General features: G+C 72.3%; 18 protein-coding genes. 6 read left to right on the forward strand and 12 right to left on the reverse strand.

Going from position 1 to position 17018, the window contains the following annotated elements:
• Positions 1–156: 156 nt before the first annotated feature.
• The 7 genes from ACFU97_RS13865 to ACFU97_RS13895 form a co-directional block, all read right to left on the reverse strand.
• Positions 157–945 carry an ABC transporter ATP-binding protein gene (locus ACFU97_RS13865; RefSeq protein ID WP_384255199.1) on the reverse strand — a complete coding sequence of 263 codons (789 nt, stop codon included), beginning with the start codon at positions 943–945 and terminating at the stop codon, positions 157–159.
• Positions 938–1867, reverse strand: a complete 930-nt coding sequence (locus ACFU97_RS13870) for an ABC transporter permease (RefSeq protein WP_384255201.1) — start codon at positions 1865–1867, stop codon at positions 938–940. The genes ACFU97_RS13865 and ACFU97_RS13870 overlap by 8 nt, the downstream gene beginning before the upstream one ends.
• Positions 1868–1965: 98 nt before the next feature.
• Positions 1966–2838 carry a glycosyltransferase family 2 protein gene (locus ACFU97_RS13875; protein WP_384255356.1) on the reverse strand — a complete coding sequence of 291 codons (873 nt, stop codon included), beginning with the start codon at positions 2836–2838 and terminating at the stop codon, positions 1966–1968.
• Positions 2839–2843: 5 nt separating this feature from the next.
• Positions 2844–3623, reverse strand: a complete 780-nt coding sequence (locus tag ACFU97_RS13880; protein ID WP_384255203.1) for a CDP-alcohol phosphatidyltransferase family protein — start codon at positions 3621–3623, stop codon at positions 2844–2846.
• Positions 3601–4662: an iron-containing alcohol dehydrogenase family protein gene (locus ACFU97_RS13885; RefSeq protein ID WP_384255205.1), complete on the reverse strand. Its 1062-nt coding sequence runs from the start codon at positions 4660–4662 to the stop codon at positions 3601–3603. The genes ACFU97_RS13880 and ACFU97_RS13885 overlap by 23 nt, the downstream gene beginning before the upstream one ends.
• Positions 4650–5402: a sugar phosphate nucleotidyltransferase gene (locus ACFU97_RS13890; protein WP_384255207.1), complete on the reverse strand. Its 753-nt coding sequence runs from the start codon at positions 5400–5402 to the stop codon at positions 4650–4652. Before ACFU97_RS13890 ends, ACFU97_RS13885 begins: the two co-directional genes overlap by 13 nt.
• Positions 5399–7183, reverse strand: coding sequence for a DUF5941 domain-containing protein (locus tag ACFU97_RS13895; protein ID WP_384255210.1), 1785 nt, complete (start codon positions 7181–7183; stop codon positions 5399–5401). Before ACFU97_RS13895 ends, ACFU97_RS13890 begins: the two co-directional genes overlap by 4 nt.
• 280 nt (positions 7184–7463) lie before the next feature.
• Here ACFU97_RS13895 and galE point away from each other — a divergent pair, with 280 nt between their 5' ends.
• Together galE and idi are read left to right on the forward strand one after the other, a co-directional pair.
• Positions 7464–8432 carry a UDP-glucose 4-epimerase GalE gene (gene galE, locus ACFU97_RS13900; RefSeq protein WP_384255212.1) on the forward strand — a complete coding sequence of 323 codons (969 nt, stop codon included), beginning with the start codon at positions 7464–7466 and terminating at the stop codon, positions 8430–8432.
• Positions 8433–8773: 341 nt separating this feature from the next.
• Complete coding sequence (idi, locus tag ACFU97_RS13905; protein ID WP_384255214.1) at positions 8774–9367, forward strand: isopentenyl-diphosphate Delta-isomerase; 594 nt, start codon at positions 8774–8776, stop codon at positions 9365–9367.
• 3 nt (positions 9368–9370) lie between these two features.
• Here idi and ACFU97_RS13910 read toward each other — a convergent pair whose 3' ends face one another.
• Positions 9371–9880, reverse strand: a complete 510-nt coding sequence (locus ACFU97_RS13910) for an ATP-binding protein (protein ID WP_384255358.1) — start codon at positions 9878–9880, stop codon at positions 9371–9373.
• A gap of 266 nt (positions 9881–10146) precedes the next feature.
• Here ACFU97_RS13910 and ACFU97_RS13915 point away from each other — a divergent pair, with 266 nt between their 5' ends.
• Entirely contained in the window at positions 10147–10902 is a 756-nt protein-coding gene (locus ACFU97_RS13915; RefSeq protein ID WP_384255217.1) for an enoyl-CoA hydratase/isomerase family protein, read from the forward strand.
• Here ACFU97_RS13915 and ACFU97_RS13920 read toward each other — a convergent pair.
• Positions 10874–11524 carry a DJ-1/PfpI family protein gene (locus ACFU97_RS13920; protein WP_384255219.1) on the reverse strand — a complete coding sequence of 217 codons (651 nt, stop codon included), beginning with the start codon at positions 11522–11524 and terminating at the stop codon, positions 10874–10876. The genes ACFU97_RS13915 and ACFU97_RS13920 overlap by 29 nt on opposite strands.
• A 26-nt stretch (positions 11525–11550) precedes the next feature.
• Complete coding sequence (locus ACFU97_RS13925; RefSeq protein WP_384255221.1) at positions 11551–12504, reverse strand: GlxA family transcriptional regulator; 954 nt, start codon at positions 12502–12504, stop codon at positions 11551–11553.
• 113 nt (positions 12505–12617) lie between these two features.
• Between ACFU97_RS13925 and ACFU97_RS13930 the strand changes: the two genes are divergently transcribed.
• The 3 genes from ACFU97_RS13930 (at position 12618) to ACFU97_RS13940 (ending at position 16188) form a co-directional block, all read left to right on the forward strand.
• Entirely contained in the window at positions 12618–13487 is an 870-nt protein-coding gene (locus ACFU97_RS13930; RefSeq protein WP_384255224.1) for a hypothetical protein, read from the forward strand.
• Positions 13488–13548: 61 nt separating this feature from the next.
• Entirely contained in the window at positions 13549–13680 is a 132-nt protein-coding gene (locus ACFU97_RS13935; RefSeq protein ID WP_384255226.1) for an LPFR motif small protein, read from the forward strand.
• Positions 13681–13782: 102 nt separating this feature from the next.
• Positions 13783–16188 carry a Tex family protein gene (locus ACFU97_RS13940; RefSeq protein ID WP_384255229.1) on the forward strand — a complete coding sequence of 802 codons (2406 nt, stop codon included), beginning with the start codon at positions 13783–13785 and terminating at the stop codon, positions 16186–16188.
• 5 nt (positions 16189–16193) lie between these two features.
• Here the strand turns inward: ACFU97_RS13940 and ACFU97_RS13945 are convergent, their stop codons facing one another.
• A complete protein-coding gene (locus tag ACFU97_RS13945) occupies positions 16194–16436 on the reverse strand; it encodes a hypothetical protein (protein ID WP_384255232.1) in 243 nt (80 codons plus the stop codon).
• 95 nt (positions 16437–16531) lie between these two features.
• Positions 16532–16975, reverse strand: a complete 444-nt coding sequence (locus ACFU97_RS13950; protein ID WP_384255234.1) for a DUF3618 domain-containing protein — start codon at positions 16973–16975, stop codon at positions 16532–16534.
• Positions 16976–17018 lie beyond the last annotated feature (43 nt).

A 17018-nucleotide genomic window follows, 5' to 3' on the forward strand; every position in this document is an offset into this window, starting at 1 on the left:
GGGTGCTGAAAAAACAAAAAAAAAACACCGCTTGGCGCAAAGTTCCTTGGGAGGAACCGGGTTGGCTTTTTCTTGGGAGGAGGGGGGCCCCCCCGGGGGGGGTTCTGGGGGGCCCCCGCGAAGCCTGCTGGGCCGGTCGGCCCATACGTGGGTGGACTACTTGCCCGTGAACTTCTCGTACTCCTTGAGGACCTCGTCCGTAGGCCCGTCCATCCGGAGCTCGCCGCGTTCCAGCCACAGGACGCGGTCGCAGGTGTCGCGGATCGACTTGTTGTTGTGGCTGACCAGGAAGACCGTGCCGGCCTCCTTGCGCAGCTCGCGGATGCGCTCCTCGGAACGCTTCTGGAACTTGCGGTCGCCGGTGGCCAGCGCCTCGTCGATCATCAGGACGTCGTGGTCCTTCGCCGCGGCGATGGAGAAACGCAGACGGGCCGCCATGCCGGAGGAGTAGGTGCGCATCGGCAGGGTGATGAAGTCGCCCTTCTCGTTGATGCCCGAGAAGTCGACGATGCCCTGGTAGCGCTCCCTGATCTGCTCGCGGGACATTCCCATGGCGAGCCCGCCCAATATGACGTTGCGCTCGCCGGTCAGGTCGTTCATCAGCGCCGCGTTCACGCCCAGCAGCGACGGCTGGCCGTTGGTGTAGACGCGGCCCTTCTCCGCCGGGAGCAGGCCGGCGATGGCGCGCAGCAGCGTCGACTTGCCGGAGCCGTTGGAGCCGATGAGGCCGATGGCCTCGCCGCGGTAGGCGACGAAGGAGACGCCCTTGACGGCGTGCACCTTGCGCACCCCGCGCTCCTCGCCGCGCTTGAGGATGCGGCTGAGGGCGGCGGTGGCGCTGCCCTTGCCGCTCTTCGCGCCGTGCACGCGGTAGACGATGTGCAGTTCGTCGGCGATGACGGTGGGAATCCGCTCGCCGGTCCGGTCCTCGGGCTGCTCAGCCACGGCCGTACCTCTCCTCCGCCTTCCAGAAGTACAGGAACCCGCCCAGGGCGGCCAGCAGGGCCCAGCCGGCCGCGGCCGCCCAGACGTGGTCGGGGAGGTTCTCGGCGCCGTAGCCGTCGATGAGCGAGAAGCGCATCAGGTCCATGTAGATGGAGGCCGGGTTCCACTGCAGGACGGTCGCCGTCCACTGCGGCTTGTCGGCCAGCATGATCGGGATGGAGAACATCACGCCCGACGCGTACATCCACGTCCGCATGATGAACGGCATCAGCTGCGCCAGGTCCGGGGTCTTGGCGCCCGCCCGGGCCATGATCAGCGCCAGTCCGCCGTTGAAGAGGAACTGCAGCGCGAGCACCGGGACGATCAGCAGCCAGGACAGGTCCGGCATGCTGCCGAAGCCGATGGCCACGGCGAACAGGACGACCATCGAGAACAGCAGCTGCTGGAGCTGCTGGAGCGCGAAGGAGATCGGCAGGGAGGCGCGCGGGAAGTGCAGCGCGCGGACCAGGCCGAGGTTGCCGGAGATCGCGCGCACACCCGCCATCACGGAGCTCTGCGTGAAGGTGAACACGAAGACGCCCGTCACCAGGAACGGGATGTAGACGTCCTTCGACATGCCCCGGCTGGCGTTCAGGATGACGCCGAAGATGAAGAAGTACACGGCCGCGTTCAGCAGCGGCGTCGCCACCTGCCAGATCTGGCCGAGCTTGGCCTGGCTGTACTGGGCGGTCAGCTTCGCCCGCGAGAAGGCGAGGATGAAGTGACGCCGGTCCCAGAGCTGGCGGACGTACTCGACGAGGGAGGGCCGGGCGCCGCTCACGGTCAGGCCGTACTTGGCGGCGAGCTGGCCCGCCGCGAGGCCCTCGTCGGTCGGTACGGCCGCGCTCAGGGCGACCGTGCCTTCGTGCGTTGACTCACTCACTGGTGGAAACTTTCGTCTTCGGGATGCGCGGCCACTGCGGACACGGGCAGGAGCACGGGACCCGGGCCGGGCCCGCGTCGCTCTCAGGAAAGAGCTTGTCAGATCACAGGAGGCCGGCCCAGTCGGGTCAGCCGCCACACCGTACGCCATTTCATGGGCCTGCGCGGCCCGCACGGGGTGGTCCAGCCCTCCCGGAACCCGCCGAACCAGGCCCGCAGGGCGGACCGGGAGGGGCGGCGGACGAGGGTGAGCAGCAGCCACACGCCGAGGTACACCGGGACCAGGGGCGCCGGGAGGTTGCGGCGGGCCAGCCAGACCCGGTTGCGGGCGACCATGCGGTGGTAGACCGCGTGCCGCGAGGGCGCGGTCGTGGGGTGGTACAGCACCATGTCGGACCGGTAGTCGATCATCCAGCCCGCGTCGAGGGCCCGCCACGCCAGGTCGGTCTCCTCGTGCGCGTAGAAGAAGTCGTCCGGCAGGCCGCCGACCTCGGCGAAGACCTGGGTACGGACGGCGTTGGCGCCGCCGAGGAAGGTGGTGACCCGGGAGGAGCGCATCGGGTCGGCGGCGCGCAGCCGCGGCACGTGCCGGCGCTGGGTGACACCGGTGTCGGGGTCGGCGATGCGGAAGCTGATGATGCCGAGCTTCGGGTCGGCGGTGAAGGCCTGCCGGCACAGCTCGGCGGTGTCGTGGCCGGCGAGCAGGCCGTCGTCGTCGAGGAAGAGCAGGATGTCGACGTCGCGGCCGCTGGGGCCGAAGGCCTCGATGCCGACGTTGCGGCCACCGGGAATACCGAGGTTCTCGGGCAGCTCGATGGTGCGTACGCCGCCGGGGACGTCCGGCACGGGCGAGCCGTTGCCGACCACGACGACCTCGACCGCCTCACCGTCCTGCTTGGCGACCGACTCCAGCAGGGCGCGCAGCTCCTCGGGCCGGTTGCCCATCGTGATGATGACGGCGCCGACCTTCATGGCGCTCACTTCAGCCTGCTCGAGGCCAGGATGGACACCAGGTGCAGCAGGGTCTGCAGCAGCGCGATGCCGGCCATCACCGCGACACCGAGCCGGGAGAAGAACAGGTCCCCGCGCGCCTGGTCGGCGAAGGCCAGGACCAGGATCACCAGGGACGCCTCGATGCCGAGGATCAGCCGGTGGAACTTGAACGCGGCGGCGGCCCGGCGGGCCAGCGCCATTCCGGAGGAGCGCATCTCGGCGGCCGCCTCCTTGACCGGGGGCATCCCGGCCTGGTGGCGGGCGACGCCGACCAGATCGGTCTCGGCCTTGATCAGGATCGCGCCGAGCGCGGCCAGCGTGCCGAGGAACGCCCACAGCCAGTCGATACGGCCGCTGCCGAACAGGTCGGCGGCGCGCAGCCCGAAGCCGACCAGCACGGCGGCGTCGGTGAGGTAGGCGCCGACCCGGTCCAGGTAGACGCCGTTCATCGAGTACTGCTTCTTCCAGCGCGCGATCTCGCCGTCGACGCAGTCCAGCAGCAGATACATCTGGACGCAGACCACGCCGAGCACCGCGCCCCAGATCCCCGGCACCAGCAGTGCCGGGGCGGCGAGCACGCCGAAGACGGTCATCAGGTACGTGAGCTGGTTGGGCGTGACCCTGGTGTTCACCAGGTAGCGGTCGACCCGCAGGGACACCTCTCGCATGTAGAGGCGCCCCATCCAGTGCTCACCGCTGCGCCGGTCCTTGACCCCTGCGGGGTGGACGACCGGACGGAGTTCAGCTACCGATGGCCTTGACATAGTCGGCGTATGTGTCCTTGATCTGGTCGGTTGTCAGGTCGAGGTGTTCGAGGATGGTGTAGCGGCCGGGCCGGGTCTCCGGCGCGAACTCCACGGCGCGGACGAACTCGTCCACCGTGAAGCCGATCTCCTCCGGCAGCACCGGAAGCCCGTGCCGGCGCAGCACCTCGGCCATGTACGCCGACTCCTCGTGCGCACCGCGCAGGTGCATCGCGAAGGCCGCGCCGAGGCCGCACTGCTCGCCGTGGCTGGCGGCACGCTTGGGGTAGAGCAGGTCGAAGGCGTGGTTGATCTCGTGACAGGAGCCCGAGGCGGGCCGCGAGTCGCCGGAGATCGACATGGCGACCCCGGTGAGGACCAGGGCCTCGGCGAGGACCTGAAGGAAGCCGTTGTCGCCGACGCCGCCCGGGTGCCTGAGCACCGCCTCGCCGGCCTGGCGGGCCATGGCCGCCGCAAGGCCGTCGATCTTCTCGCCCTTGACGCGGTTGGCGAGCTCCCAGTCGGCGATCGCGTTGATGTTGGAGATCGCGTCGCCGATACCCGCGCGCACGAAGCGCACCGGTGCCTCGCGGATGACGTCCAGGTCGATGACGGCCGCTATCGGGTTGGGCACCCCGTACGAGCCGCGCCCCGCGTCGTTGTCGAGCGTGGCGACGGGCGAGCACAGGCCGTCGTGCGCGAGGTTCGTCGGTACGGCGACCAGGGGCAGGCCGATGCGGGCCGCGGCGAACTTGGCGCAGTCGATGATCTTACCGCCGCCGAGGCCGACGACCGCGTCGTAGTGGCCGGCCTTCATGTCGCCGGCCAAGCGGATCGCGTCGTCCAGGGTGCCGCCGCCCACCTCGTACCAGGTGGCGCCCGGCAGCGAGGGCTCCAGCCGCTCGCGCAGCCGCGCCCCCGAGCCGCCGCTGACCGCGACGGCGAGTCTGCCGGAGTGTGAGATCCGCTCGTCGGCGAGCACGCACGCCAGGTCGTCGAGGGCACCCGCTCGGATGTCCACGACGACCGGTGAGGGAATGAGCCTCGTCAGTACAGGCACGCGATCTCCCGTCCGCGGGCGAGATCGTCGTGGTTGTCGATCTCGACCCACTTGACGTCGCCGATCGGCGCCACGTCGATCCGGAAGCCGCGGTTCACCAGCTCCTGGTACCCGTGCTCGTAGAACTGCTGCGGGTCGGTCTCCCAGACCGCCTTCAGCGCGTCGGCCAGCTCGGGGGCCGCGTCGCCCTCGATGAGCGTGACGCCGATGTACTCACCGGTGGCCTCGGCGGGGTCCATCAGCTTGGTGATCTTCGTCATGCCCTTGTCGGCGTCGACGACGACCTTCATCTCCTCGTCCGCGAGGTCCTTCACGGTGTCCAGCGCGAGGATGATCTTCTTGCCGTCGCCGCGCGCGGCGAGCAGCGTCTCCTCGACGGAGACCGGGTGGACGGTGTCGCCGTTGGCGAGGATCACGCCGTCCTTGAGGGCGTCACGGCCGCACCACAGGGAGTAGGCGTTGTTCCACTCCTCGGCCTTGTCGTTGTCGATGAGCGTGATCTTCAGGCCGTACTTCTGCTCCAGGGCGGCCTTGCGCTCGTACACGGCCTCCTTGCGGTAGCCGACGATGACCGCGACCTCGCTCAGGCCGATCTCGGCGAAGTTGCCGAGGGTCAGGTCGAGCACCGTGATCGAGTCCTCTATGCCCGCGGGCCCCACCGGCACCAGCGCCTTGGGCAGGGTGTCGGTGTAGGGGCGAAGACGCCGTCCGGCGCCGGCCGCCAGCACGAGGCCGATCATGCGGGTTCTCCTTCGTCGTGTACGGCGGGCGCCCCAGCGGACACCCAGAAGCGGATGCTCTCGACGAGCACCACCAGGGCGACGGCCACGGCGAGGACCGTGAGCGCGACCTTGAACTGCGAAGCGGTGAGCAGCGCGGCGAGGACGGTGACCAGCAGCGTCCGGCCCTCGTGCCCCCCGATGGCGCGCACCAGCCAGGCCGGGGACGCTCCGGCGTTGCCGCGGATGCGGTAGACCGTGTCGTAGTGATGGTAGGCGACGGCCGCCACCAGGCCGAAAGCCGCGGGCAGCACGCCGTTCACCCCTGATTTGGCCGCCAGCAGCAGGACGGTGCCGTACTCGGCGGCCCGGAAGAACGGCGGGACGAGCCAGTCCAGGGCGCCCTTCAGCGGCCGGGAGACGGCGGCGCCGGAGAGCAGCACGTAGGCCACGGCACCGAGCACGGTCGGCCAGCCGGCGCCCCAGACCGCGGCGGAGATCACCACGAGGAGCCCGCCGGCCGCGGCGCTCACCGGTGCCGGGACCCGGGGGGCGACGCGCGCCACCGCCTGGGCGAGCGGCCCGCTGTCGGCGAGGTCCGCCAGCGCCTGCGCGGCCCGGTCGGTGCGCGTGGCCTTGCGGGTCAGCGACCTGAGCACGCGGCCCGCGGTGGTGTACGTCGCGGCGAAGGCGCAGCCCACGAGCAGGACGTAGAAGGTGATGCGCGGGGTGGTGACGGCGGTGAGGACGGCGATCATCGCCCAGCGCTCGCCGATCGGCAGCACGATCATGCGCCGCACCCAGACCGTCCAGCCGACGCTGTCCAGCCGGCCCGAAAGGGCCGCCGTGGGGCTGGTGTTGGCGGTGGCGTCGTGGTTGGCCTCGTTGAAGGAGAAGTCCACGACGTGCCGGCAGGTCTGAAGGACCATCGCGCCGAGCGCGAGGGCCCATACGTCGTCGCCGCCGCGGGCGGCGCCGAGCGCGAGACCGGCGTAGTAGGCGTACTCCTTGGCCCGGTCGAAGGTGGCGTCCAGCCAGGCGCCGAGCGTGGAGTACTGCAGGGAGTAGCGGGCGAGCTGGCCGTCGGTGCAGTCCAGCACGAAGGAGCAGATCAGCAGGATGCCCGCGGCGACGTAGCCGGGACGGGTGCCGGTGGCCGCGCAGCCCGCCGCGATCAGCGCGGTGAGCAGCGAGGCGGTGGTGACCTGGTTCGGGGTCAGGCCGCGGCGGGCGCACCAGCGGGCGATGTAGCGCGAGTACGGGCTGATGAAGAACGTGGTGAAGAAGCCGTCGCGGGCCTTCACGGCGGACTTCAGGCGTACGGCCTCGTCGTCGACGGCGGCGACGGCCTGCCGGGCCTCGTTGCGGGCCTGCGGGTCGGCCGGTACCTCGGCGACCAGGCTGCCCAGCTCGGGGCGGTGGACGTCGGCGCCGTCGGCGTCGAGGGCGGTGACTATCCGGTCGGCGAGGTTGTCCACGGCGACGGCCGCGCCGCCTCCCGCGGAGTTCTCGCGGGCCATGGCCCGGGTCAGTGCCTGGCGGCCTGCCGCCTGCGCGGTGACGGCGCCGGAGACTGCGGCGAGCGGGAAGCGGGGGTCGGTCAGGCCCAGGCGCAGGGCGTGCAGGTGGCCGACGAAGCGGGTGTCCACCACGGCGACCCGCTGGTCACCGGGGACCTGGGCCAGGAGCGTCTCGGCGTCGGTGACGTCGCCGGCGACCCGGACGTCGAATCCGAGGGACCGCAGGTCGTCCTCGATCGACGATCCGGGGACCGGCTGACCGGTGAGGATGGCGGTCGACAACCGAACTCACTCCCTGGGTGCCGGCGCGTGGGCGCCGGTCATGTGCACAGTGGGGACGCCCCTTGGCTGCACCAGGCGGGCGGCATGTCGGCAGAGGCTATCGGATGCCCGGAGAGCACCGTTCACCGCCCGTTAACGGGCCGATCAACGCCGCCTCCACCGGCCTTTGCCGCGATCATCATCGGTGATCCGGGGTCCCGCCGACAAACCGCGCCGGCCGGAACAGGGGCATCCGGGACATTGGGGATGGCCGTCGGACGTCGGCATAGGGTGGACGACCATGACATGGCTGATCACAGGCGGAGCGGGATACATCGGGGCCCATGTGGCGCGGGCCATGAGCGGCGCCGGGGAGCGCGTCGTCGCGCTCGACGACCTCTCGGCCGGCAACCCCGCACGGCTGCCCGCAGACGTGCCGCTCCTCGAGGGTTCCTCGCTCGAGGGCGCCCTGCTGAAGCGGGTCTTCGCCGAGCACGAGGTGACCGGCGTCGTCCACCTCGCCGCGCGCAAGCAGGTCGCCGAGTCCGTGGCGCAGCCCACCCGCTACTACCGGGAGAACGTCGGCGGTCTCGCGACGCTCCTGGAGGCGGTCGCGGAGGCCGGCGTCACGCGCTTCGTGTTCTCCTCCTCGGCGGCCGTCTACGGCAACCCGGACGTGGACCTGATCACCGAGGACACCCCGTGCGCGCCGGTGAACCCCTACGGCGAGACGAAGCTCACCGGCGAGTGGCTGGTGCGGGCGGCGGGGCAGGCGCACGGCATCGCGACGGTGTGTCTGCGCTACTTCAACGTGGCGGGCGCGGCCGCGCCCGAGCTGGCCGACACCGGTGTCTTCAACATCGTGCCCATGGTCTTCGACCGGCTCACCCGTGACGACGCCCCGCGGATCTTCGGCGACGACTACCCGACGCCGGACGGCACCGCCGTGCGCGACTACATCCACGTCGCCGACCTGGCCGAGGCGCACCTGGCGGCGGCGCGCAGGCTGGACGGCGGCGCGAGCGGCGACCTGACGGTCAACATCGGCCGCGGCGAGGGCGTCTCCGTGCGCGAGATGGTCACCGTCATCGGCGAGGTCACCGGCGATCGCCGTGCGCCTCTCGTCGAGGCCCGCCGCCCCGGCGACGCGCCGCGCGCGGTCGCCTCGGCCGCCCGGGCCGCCGAGGAGCTGGGCTGGACCGCACGGCGCGGGGTCCGCGAGATGATCGAGTCCGCGTGGCAGGGCTGGCGGCTGCACCACGGCATGTGACGGGCGGCCGCACCACGGCATGTGAGGCATCCCGCTTCCGGGAACCGGGCGGGTGCGCGGCGCACGGGGCGGGAGACCGCCGGTGAGCCGGGTGGTGCGCCCCCGGGGCGGAATGCAGCCGTCCGGCGCGGGGGCGCGTCCTGAGCCTCACAGCCCCGCCCGGACGGTTCCCCGCCGATCGCACCGGGCACGATCAACTACCGGGCCCCTCTTCCGGTCTCCTACCGGTGACGGCCGTCACCCGCGCCGTGCGCGGGACATGCGGGCGCGACCGTGAAGTGCCGGGAGTGCCGGATTCGTGCGGCACACTTGGGGCGCGAAGACCGATGCGAAGGATGGGTATGCCGATCACACCTGCCACCGCGACGCACAGTCCGTCGAACGGCACCGCTGACGCGATTCTGCTGGAGCTGGTCGACGAGAACGGCGTCACGATCGGCACCGCGGAGAAGCTCTCCGCCCACCAGCCACCGGGCCGGCTGCACCGCGCCTTCTCCGTCTTCCTCTTCGACGAGCACGGCCGGCTGCTGCTGCAGCAGCGGGCGCTGGGCAAGTACCACTCCCCCGGTGTGTGGTCCAACACCTGCTGCGGCCACCCCTACCCCGGCGAGGCCCCCTTCGCGGCCGCGGCCCGGCGCACGTACGAGGAGCTGGGGGTCTCCCCCTCGCTGCTCGCCGAGGCGGGCACGGTGCGCTACAACCACCCGGACCCGGCCTCGGGCCTGGTCGAGCAGGAGTACAACCACCTGTTCGTCGGGATGGTGCAGGCCGCGCCGCGGCCCGACCCGGAGGAGGTTGGCGGGACCGCGTTCGTGAGCCCCGCCCAGCTGGCGGAGCGGCATGCCAAGGACACCTTCTCGGCCTGGTTCATGACGGTGCTGGACGCCGCGCGTCCGGCGATCAGGGAGCTGACCGGCCCGTCGGCCGGCTGGTGAGCCTCACAGCACCCGCACGGGTTTGAGCGGCAGGGCGGCCCAGATCACCTTGCCGCCGCTCGCGGTGTGCTCGACGTCGCAGACGCCGCCCGCCTCCCGGGCGACCTCGCTCACCAGCAGCAGCCCCCGGCCGCCGGTGCGGGCGTGGTCGGCCTCCAGGGCGGTCGGGCGGTAGGGGTGGTTGTCCTCGACCGACACCCGCACCCACTCGGCGCCGACGGCGACCTCCACGGCGAGCATCGGGGACAGCAGCGCCGCGTGTTTGACGGCGTTCGTGGCCAGCTCGGAGACGATGAGCAGCAGGCCGTGGACGAGGTCGTCGGAGATGGGCACCCCTTGGCGGTACAGCAGGTCGCGTACGGCGTGCCGCGCCTGCGGGACCGAGGCGTCGACGGCGGGTGCGGTGAACCGCCAGACGCCCTCGTACGGCAACGGGCCCGCCGGCTCCGGGTCGCCGGGCCCCTCGGCCCCGCCTTGTGGGCGTGGGCCGGTCCCCCGCCCGTGGTCGTCCATCGTCAGGTCGCCACCCTTGCGCTCGATTGTCACCACACGTCGAGTGTTGGTAACGACCCGCTCGGTTCCGGATGACTGAACAGAAGTCAGCGCCAATCGAGCGTTTATGACCGTTGGCGTATGACACGGTCAGTTGTGGGACTACTCCTGTCACCCCGTAGCCGACTTCGCGAACTTTTCGGGTTGTACGGGTTTGGCGGCGGACTCGCCCCCATTCGTCCGCCCTTCGTGATCACGCGTCCGGAGCGGCGGCTAGCATCCGGCCCATGGAGCCCCAGCTGCTGCACGACGTCGCCGACTCGGTCGCCACCGTCGTCATCCACCACCCGGCCAAGCGCAACGCCATGACGGCCGCGATGTGGGCCGCGCTGCCGCCGCTGCTCGACACCCTCGCCGCCGATCCGGGCGTACGGACGCTGGTGCTGACCGGCGAGGGCGGCACGTTCTGCGCGGGCGCCGACATCTCCACGCTGCGGGGCTCGCCCGAGGAGGCGCAGACGCTCGCGGTGCGCGCCGAGGAGGCCCTGGCCGCCTTTCCCAAGCCGACCCTGGCCGCGGTGCGCGGGCACTGCGTCGGCGGCGGCTCGCAGCTCGCGGCCGCCTGCGATCTGCGCTTCGCCGAGGAGGGCGCGCTGTTCGGGGTGACGCCCGCGAAGCTCGGCATCGTCTATCCGGCGTCCTCCACCCGGCGGCTGGTGTCGCTGGTGGGCCCGGCGGCGGCGAAGCACCTGCTGTTCTCCGGCGAGCTGATCGGCACGGCGCGCGCGCTGCGCACCGGCCTGGTCGACGAGGTGCTGCCCGAGGGCGAACTCGCCAAGCGGGTCGCGGAGTTCACCCGCGTCCTGGCCTCCCGCTCGCAGCTGACCCAGGCCGCGGCGAAGGAGTTCGCGGACGGGCGCACCGACCGGGACGCCCACTGGAGCGCGCAGGCGCGCGGCAGCGGCGACACCGCGGAGGGTGTCGCCGCCTTCCTGGAGCGCCGTCAGCCGCGCTTCACGTGGTCGGTTCCTTTCCCAGGATGAACCGGCTCATCGACCGGAGCAGCTCGACGACGTCCGCGGGCGCCTTGTCGGGGGACCCGGCGTCGTAGGGCGGCTGCGGGTCGTACTCGATGCCCAGCTGCACGGCCTGGGCGACGACGTCGCCCGACATCCGGCCGAGCAGCGCGAGCCCCATGTCGATGCCGGAGGAGACCCCGGCGGCGGTGACGTACTTGCCGTCGACGACCACCCGCTCCCCGGTGGGCTCGGCGCCGAACCGCTTCAGCTCCTCCAGGGCCAGCCAGTGCGAGGTGGCGCGGCGGCCGTCCAGCAGCCCGGCGGCGGCGAGCAGCAGGGAGCCGGTGCACACGGACGTCGTCCAGGTGCTCGTACGGTCGGCGCCGCGGATCCAGTCCAGCAGCGCGGCGTTCTCCATCTGCGCGCTCTGCCCCGGGCCGCCCGGCACGACGACGACATCGGGACGGGGCACCTCGTCCAGGGTCCGGTCGGCGGTGAGCGCGAGGCTCCCGCTGTCGGTGCGGACGGGGCCGGTCCGCTCGGCCACGAATACGGTCTCGGAGTCGGGCAGCCGGCCGAGCGTCTCGTACGGGCCGACCGCGTCGAGGGCGGTGAAGCGGTCGTAGAGCAGGATCGCGAACTGCATGGCTTCCCCCTGTGTGGTGTGGGTGCTCAGTGGGCCGGTGCCGGGCGGAACCGGCGCCGGTACTCGGCGGGCGCCGCGCCGAGGGTGCGCACGAAGGCGCGGCGCATCGCCTCGGGTGTGCCGTAGCCGCAGGCGCGGGAGATCTCCTCGACGCCGTCGGGGGTGTCCTCCAGCAGGCGGCGGGCGTGTTCGAGGCGGACGCGGTCGACGTAGCGGCCCGGGGTCATGCCGGTCTCGGCCTGGAAGGCGCGGGCGAAGTGGCGCGGCGAGAGCCGGACGCGGGCGGCGAGCCGGTCGACCGACAGGTCCTCGCCGGGGTGCTCGGTGATCCACTGCTGGACCTCGCGCAGCGGCTCCCGCCGCGCCGTCTGCGCGGACAGCTGGGCGCTGAACTGGGCCTGGTTGCCCGGCCGACGCAGGAAGACGACCAGGTGACGGGCGATGGACAGGGCGATATCGCGGCCGGCGTCCTCCTCGACGAGCGCGAGGGCGAGGTCGATGCCGGAGGTGACACCGGCCGAGGTGGCCAGGTCGCCGTCGCGGACGAAGATCGGATCCGGGTCGACCTCCACGGACGGGTGCTCGCGGGCGAGCTTTTCGCACACCGACCAGTGGCTGGTCACCCGGCGGCCCTCCAGCAGGCCCGCCTCGGCCAGCAGCAGCGCCCCGGTGCACACGGAGACCAGGCGCTCGGCCCGCGGGGCCCGCTCGCGCAGCCACGCGATCAGCTGCGGTTCGGGGCGGCGGGTGCCCGCCCCGCCCGGGACCAGCAGGGTGTGCGCGGCCGGGGCGTCGGCGAAGGAGTGGTCCGGGACCAGGGTCAGGCCGCTGGAGGTGCGCACGGCCCGGCCGTCCCGGGAGACGGTGCGGATCCGGTACGTCCCCGGGCAGTGCAGCTCGGCGCCGTTGAACACCTCGACCGGGCCCGACACGTCGAGGCTCTGCACGTCGTCGAAGAGGACGACCAGGACGGTTCGCATGCCGTCGATTCTTGGCGGCCCGCGCGATGGCCGCAAGGACGAGGACCCCACCTTTCCTGCCATTGCGCGACCGCCTCTGGAGTGCGTACCGACCAGTCGGTAACCTGCCGGTCATGACTACTGCCGCCCTCGACGCACGCGCCGGCCGCCGCTGCCACAACGTGCTCAACTCCCTGCACGCGACGCACTACTTCTCGCCCGACCTGGGCGAGGAACTCGACGCGCTCGGCGTCAGCCACCCCAAGGCCCGCAACTTCGCCGTGCGCGCGGCCGCCCTGGGACCGGTCGGTCCGGGCACGGTGGCGGCGGCCTTCTACAACTACAAGTACGAGCTGGTGGCGCGGCACGTGCCCGCGGTGTGGGAGGCCGCCACGCCCGCCCAGGCGCTCGCCGCACGCGCGCGTGCCGCCGACTCCACCCTGCGCCGCCTGCTGGGCGAGGACACCCTGGCGTCCGCGGAGATGGCCGAAGCCGCGCAGCTGGCGCTGCGCGCCACCGAGGCCTGTACGCGCCCGGCCCGGCCGCTGTACTCCGCCCACGCCGACCTGCCCGTCCCCGAGCAGCCGCACATGGCGCTCTTCCACGCCGCCACACTGCTGCGCGAGCACCGGGGCGACGGCCATGTCGCCGTCCTGATGTCCGCCGAGCTGGACGGCCTGGAGGCCGTGGTCACCCACACCGCGACCGGCAAGGGCATGAGGCCCAAGTGGGTGTTCGGCACGCGCGGGTGGAGCCAGGAGGAGTGGGACGCGGCCTGCGGCCGGCTGCGCGAGCGCGGACTGGTCGACGCGGCGGGCGAGTTGACCGAGCAGGGCGTCAGGCTGCGCGCCGAGATCGAGGCGGAGACGGACCGGCTGGACCGGGCCCCCTACGAGCACCTGGGCGCGGCGGGCGTCGAGCGGCTGACGGAGCTGGGCAAGGCCTTCGCCGGAGCCGCGCTGGTCGCCGGTGCCTTCCCGGCGGATCTGATCGGCAAGGGCTGACCGAAACCGGGTACCCGGTCCTCTCCCGGCCACCGTGGCCGGGAGAGAAAGGGGAGAACTCGTGTTCCGAGCCATAGCCGACGTGCTGCGACAGATCGGCGGCGCCGTCGCCACCGTCGTGACCCTGCCCTTCCGGGCCCTGGCCCGGCTGTTCGGCGGCGCATCCTCCACCGCGCGGGGCCGCGGCGCCTGATTTGCGCCGCCCCGGCCCGCCGGGGCGGCGCCCTGATCCCCGGCTGTCGGCGTCACCTGCCACAATTGCCGCGCAACCTCAGTGAGAAGGCGGTACGGGATCGTGACGACACCCGGGTCCAGCACAGTCGGGACCATCGAAGGCAGGATCGCCGAGGAACTCGGCGTACGGGAGCGGCAGGTACGGGCTGCCGTGGAACTGCTCGACGGCGGTTCGACGGTGCCCTTCATCGCCCGTTACCGCAAGGAAGCCACCGAGATGCTCGACGACGCGCAGCTGCGCACGCTCGAGGAACGGCTGCGCTATCTGCGGGAGCTGGAGGAGCGGCGGGCCGCGATCCTCGACTCGGTGCGCGAGCAGGGCAAGCTCACCGAGGAGCTGGAGGCGCAGATCCGCGCGGCCGAGACCAAGGCCCGGCTCGAGGACATCTACCTGCCCTACAAGCCCAAGCGGCGCACCAAGGCGCAGATCGCCCGCGAGGCCGGTCTGGAGCCGCTGGCCGAGGGGCTGCTGGGCGATCCGAGCGTCGAACCCCTCGCGGCCGCCGCCGCGTTCGTCGACGCCGACAAGGGCGTCGCCGACGCGCAGGCCGCGCTGGACGGGGCCCGCGCGATCCTCACCGAGCGCTTCTCGGAGGACGCCGACCTCATCGGCGAGCTGCGCGAGCGCATGTGGGTGCGCGGGCGCCTGGCAGCCAAGGTCAAGGAGGGCAAGGAGGAGGCGGGCGCCAAGTTCGCCGACTACTTCGACTTCGCCGAGCCGTTCACCGAGCTCCCCTCGCACCGCGTCCTCGCGATGCTGCGCGGCGAGAAGGAGGACGTCCTCGACCTCGTCCTGGAGCCGGAGGAGCCGACCGACGGACCGTCCTCGTACGAGGGCATCGTCGCCCACAAGTTCGAGATCGCCGAGCGCGGGCGCGCCGCCGACAAGTGGCTGCTGGACACGGTCCGCTGGGCCTGGCGCACCCGCATCCTGGTGCACCTGGGCATCGACCTGCGCCTCAGGCTGCGGACGGCCGCGGAGGACGAGGCCGTGCAGGTGTTCGCGGCCAACCTGCGCGACCTGCTGCTCGCCGCCCCGGCCGGCACCCGCGCGACGCTGGGCCTGGACCCCGGCTTCCGTACGGGCGTCAAGGTCGCCGTCATCGACGCGACCGGCAAGGTGGTGGCCACCGACGTCATCCACCCGCACGTCCCGGCCAACAAGTGGGACGAGGCGATCGCCAAGCTGGCCCGTCTGGCCAAGGAGCACGCGGTCGAGCTGATCGCGATCGGCAACGGCACGGCGTCGCGCGAGACCGACAAGCTCGCCGGTGAACTCATCACCAAGCACCCGGAGTTGAAGCTCACCAAGGTGATGGTGTCGGAGGCCGGCGCGTCGGTGTACTCGGCGTCCGCGTTCGCCTCCCAGGAACTGCCCGAGATGGACGTGTCGCTGCGCGGCGCCGTCTCCATCGCGCGCCGGCTGCAGGACCCGCTGGCCGAGCTGGTGAAGATCGACCCCAAGTCGATCGGCGTCGGCCAGTACCAGCACGACCTGTCCGAGGTGAAGCTGTCGCGCTCGCTGGACGCGGTGGTCGAGGACTGCGTCAACGGCGTGGGTGTGGACGTCAACACGGCCTCGGCCCCGCTGCTGGCCCGCGTCTCCGGCATCACCTCCGGCCTCGCGGAGAACATCGTGGCGCACCGCGACGCCAACGGCCCCTTCACCTCCCGTACGGAGCTCAAGGGCGTGGCGCGGCTCGGCCCGAAGGCGTACGAGCAGTGCGCGGGCTTCCTGCGCATCCGCGGCGGCGACCCACTGGACGCCTCCAGCGTGCACCCCGAGTCGTACCCGGTCGTGCGCCGCATGGTGAAGTCCTCGGGCCAGGAGGTCGCGGCCCTGATCGGCAACACCTCGGTGCTGCGCTCGCTCAGGCCGGACGACTTCGTGGACGAGACGTTCGGTCTGCCGACCGTCTCCGACATCCTCAAGGAGCTGGAGAAGCCGGGCCGCGACCCGCGTCCGGCGTTCAAGACGGCCACCTTCAAGGAGGGCGTCGAGAAGATCTCCGACCTGTCCTCCGGGATGGTCCTGGAGGGCGTCGTCACGAACGTCGCGGCCTTCGGCGCCTTCGTCGACGTCGGCGTCCACCAGGACGGCCTGGTGCACGTCTCCGCGATGTCCAAGACCTTCGTCAAGGACCCGCGGGACGTCGTCAAGCCCGGCGACATCGTCAAGGTGAAGGTCCTCGACGTCGACATCCCCCGCAAGCGGATCTCGCTCACGCTGCGGCTGGACGACGAGGCCGCCGCGCAGGGGCAGCAGGGCGGCGGCGGTGACCGCCGCCAGCGCGGCGGACGCCCGCCCCAGCAGCGCCAGCAGCAGCGCCAGGGCGGCGGCGCTCGGCAGGGCGGAGGGTCCCGCCAGGGCGGCGGCTCCCGGCAGGCACCCCCGCCGGCCAACAGCGCGATGGCCGACGCCCTGCGACGGGCCGGCCTGCTGGACCCGAAGAACGGCAAGCGCTGACCTCGTCAGTCAGGTGGGTCGCTGTACAAGCGCAGGCGTTGCCAGTGCTGGTGGACGTGCTGTTCGGCCTCGCGTACGGCAGTGGGCGCGGGGTCGTACTGCGGTGCGGCGGTCTCGTTCCGGCGGGGCCGGGGCGTGCGGGCGGTGCGGCCCTGGCCGTCGTGGCGCCGGGCCGCCGCCCCGGCCATGAGGATCGCGGCGATGACTGCGGCGGCCGTCAGCGTGGTGGCCGCGTGCTGGTCCGACATCTGTGCGGGCTTTCGTGACTGCAGGACGGGAGGGGCCGGTACGGCGACGTACCGGCCCCCTGTCCTTGGGGCGGGTCAGGTGGTGAGCACGGGGCTCATCCCTTCCTGCGGAACATCAGCCAGGCGGCCACCACCGCGCCCGCGGCCAGCAGCAGGCCGCGGTTGTCGCGGGCGGCGCTCGCGCCCTGGGCCGCCCTGACCCGGACGGGCTCGGGCGCCTTGTCCTGCCACACCTGGGCTGCCCGGGCCGCCCTGGCGCGGGCCTGCGAGGCGGTCCGGGCGGCCGTGTCCTTCACCGGGTCGGGCAGCTTCTCCTGCAGCCGCGACGCCGCTTCCGCGGCCTTGGCCCTGACCTCCCCGGCCTTGAGGGCGGCCTGCTCCCTCAGCTCGGCGGCCTTCTCCTGGGCGCGGGCCGGGACGCCGGCCCCGGCCGCGAGCGCCTCCGCGGTGCCGCCCAGTTCGTGACGGGTGTGCTCGACCTGCTCGCGCAGTTCCTCCGTGCTCCGGGCGGTGGGCTCGTCGTGCGGCGGCTGGGTCATCGGTGCGCACTCTCCTTCTCTCGTCCGTCAGGCCCGACGGCGC

The sequence above is a fragment of the Streptomyces sp. NPDC057616 genome (assembly GCF_042800575.1).
Taxonomy (GTDB): Bacteria; Actinomycetota; Actinomycetes; order Streptomycetales; family Streptomycetaceae; genus Streptomyces.

Bases quoted from the DNA above. Each gene is read 5' to 3' on its own strand.
- ACFU97_RS13925 (WP_384255221.1), bottom strand. From the start codon at position 12,504: ATGCGAACCGTCCTGGTCGTCCTCTTCGACGACGTGCAGAGCCTCGAC.
- ACFU97_RS13945 (WP_384255232.1), bottom strand. From the start codon at position 16,436: ATGTCGGACCAGCACGCGGCCACCACGCTGACGGCCGCCGCAGTCATC.
- ACFU97_RS13875 (WP_384255356.1), bottom strand. From the start codon at position 2,838: ATGAAGGTCGGCGCCGTCATCATCACGATGGGCAACCGGCCCGAGGAG.
- ACFU97_RS13950 (WP_384255234.1), bottom strand. From the start codon at position 16,975: ATGACCCAGCCGCCGCACGACGAGCCCACCGCCCGGAGCACGGAGGAA.
- galE (WP_384255212.1), top strand. From the start codon at position 7,464: ATGACATGGCTGATCACAGGCGGAGCGGGATACATCGGGGCCCATGTG.
- ACFU97_RS13930 (WP_384255224.1), top strand. From the start codon at position 12,618: ATGACTACTGCCGCCCTCGACGCACGCGCCGGCCGCCGCTGCCACAAC.
- idi (WP_384255214.1), top strand. From the start codon at position 8,774: ATGCCGATCACACCTGCCACCGCGACGCACAGTCCGTCGAACGGCACC.
- ACFU97_RS13910 (WP_384255358.1), bottom strand. From the start codon at position 9,880: ATGGACGACCACGGGCGGGGGACCGGCCCACGCCCACAAGGCGGGGCC.
- ACFU97_RS13890 (WP_384255207.1), bottom strand. From the start codon at position 5,402: ATGATCGGCCTCGTGCTGGCGGCCGGCGCCGGACGGCGTCTTCGCCCC.
- ACFU97_RS13880 (WP_384255203.1), bottom strand. From the start codon at position 3,623: ATGTCAAGGCCATCGGTAGCTGAACTCCGTCCGGTCGTCCACCCCGCA.
- ACFU97_RS13915 (WP_384255217.1), top strand. From the start codon at position 10,147: ATGGAGCCCCAGCTGCTGCACGACGTCGCCGACTCGGTCGCCACCGTC.
- ACFU97_RS13920 (WP_384255219.1), bottom strand. From the start codon at position 11,524: ATGCAGTTCGCGATCCTGCTCTACGACCGCTTCACCGCCCTCGACGCG.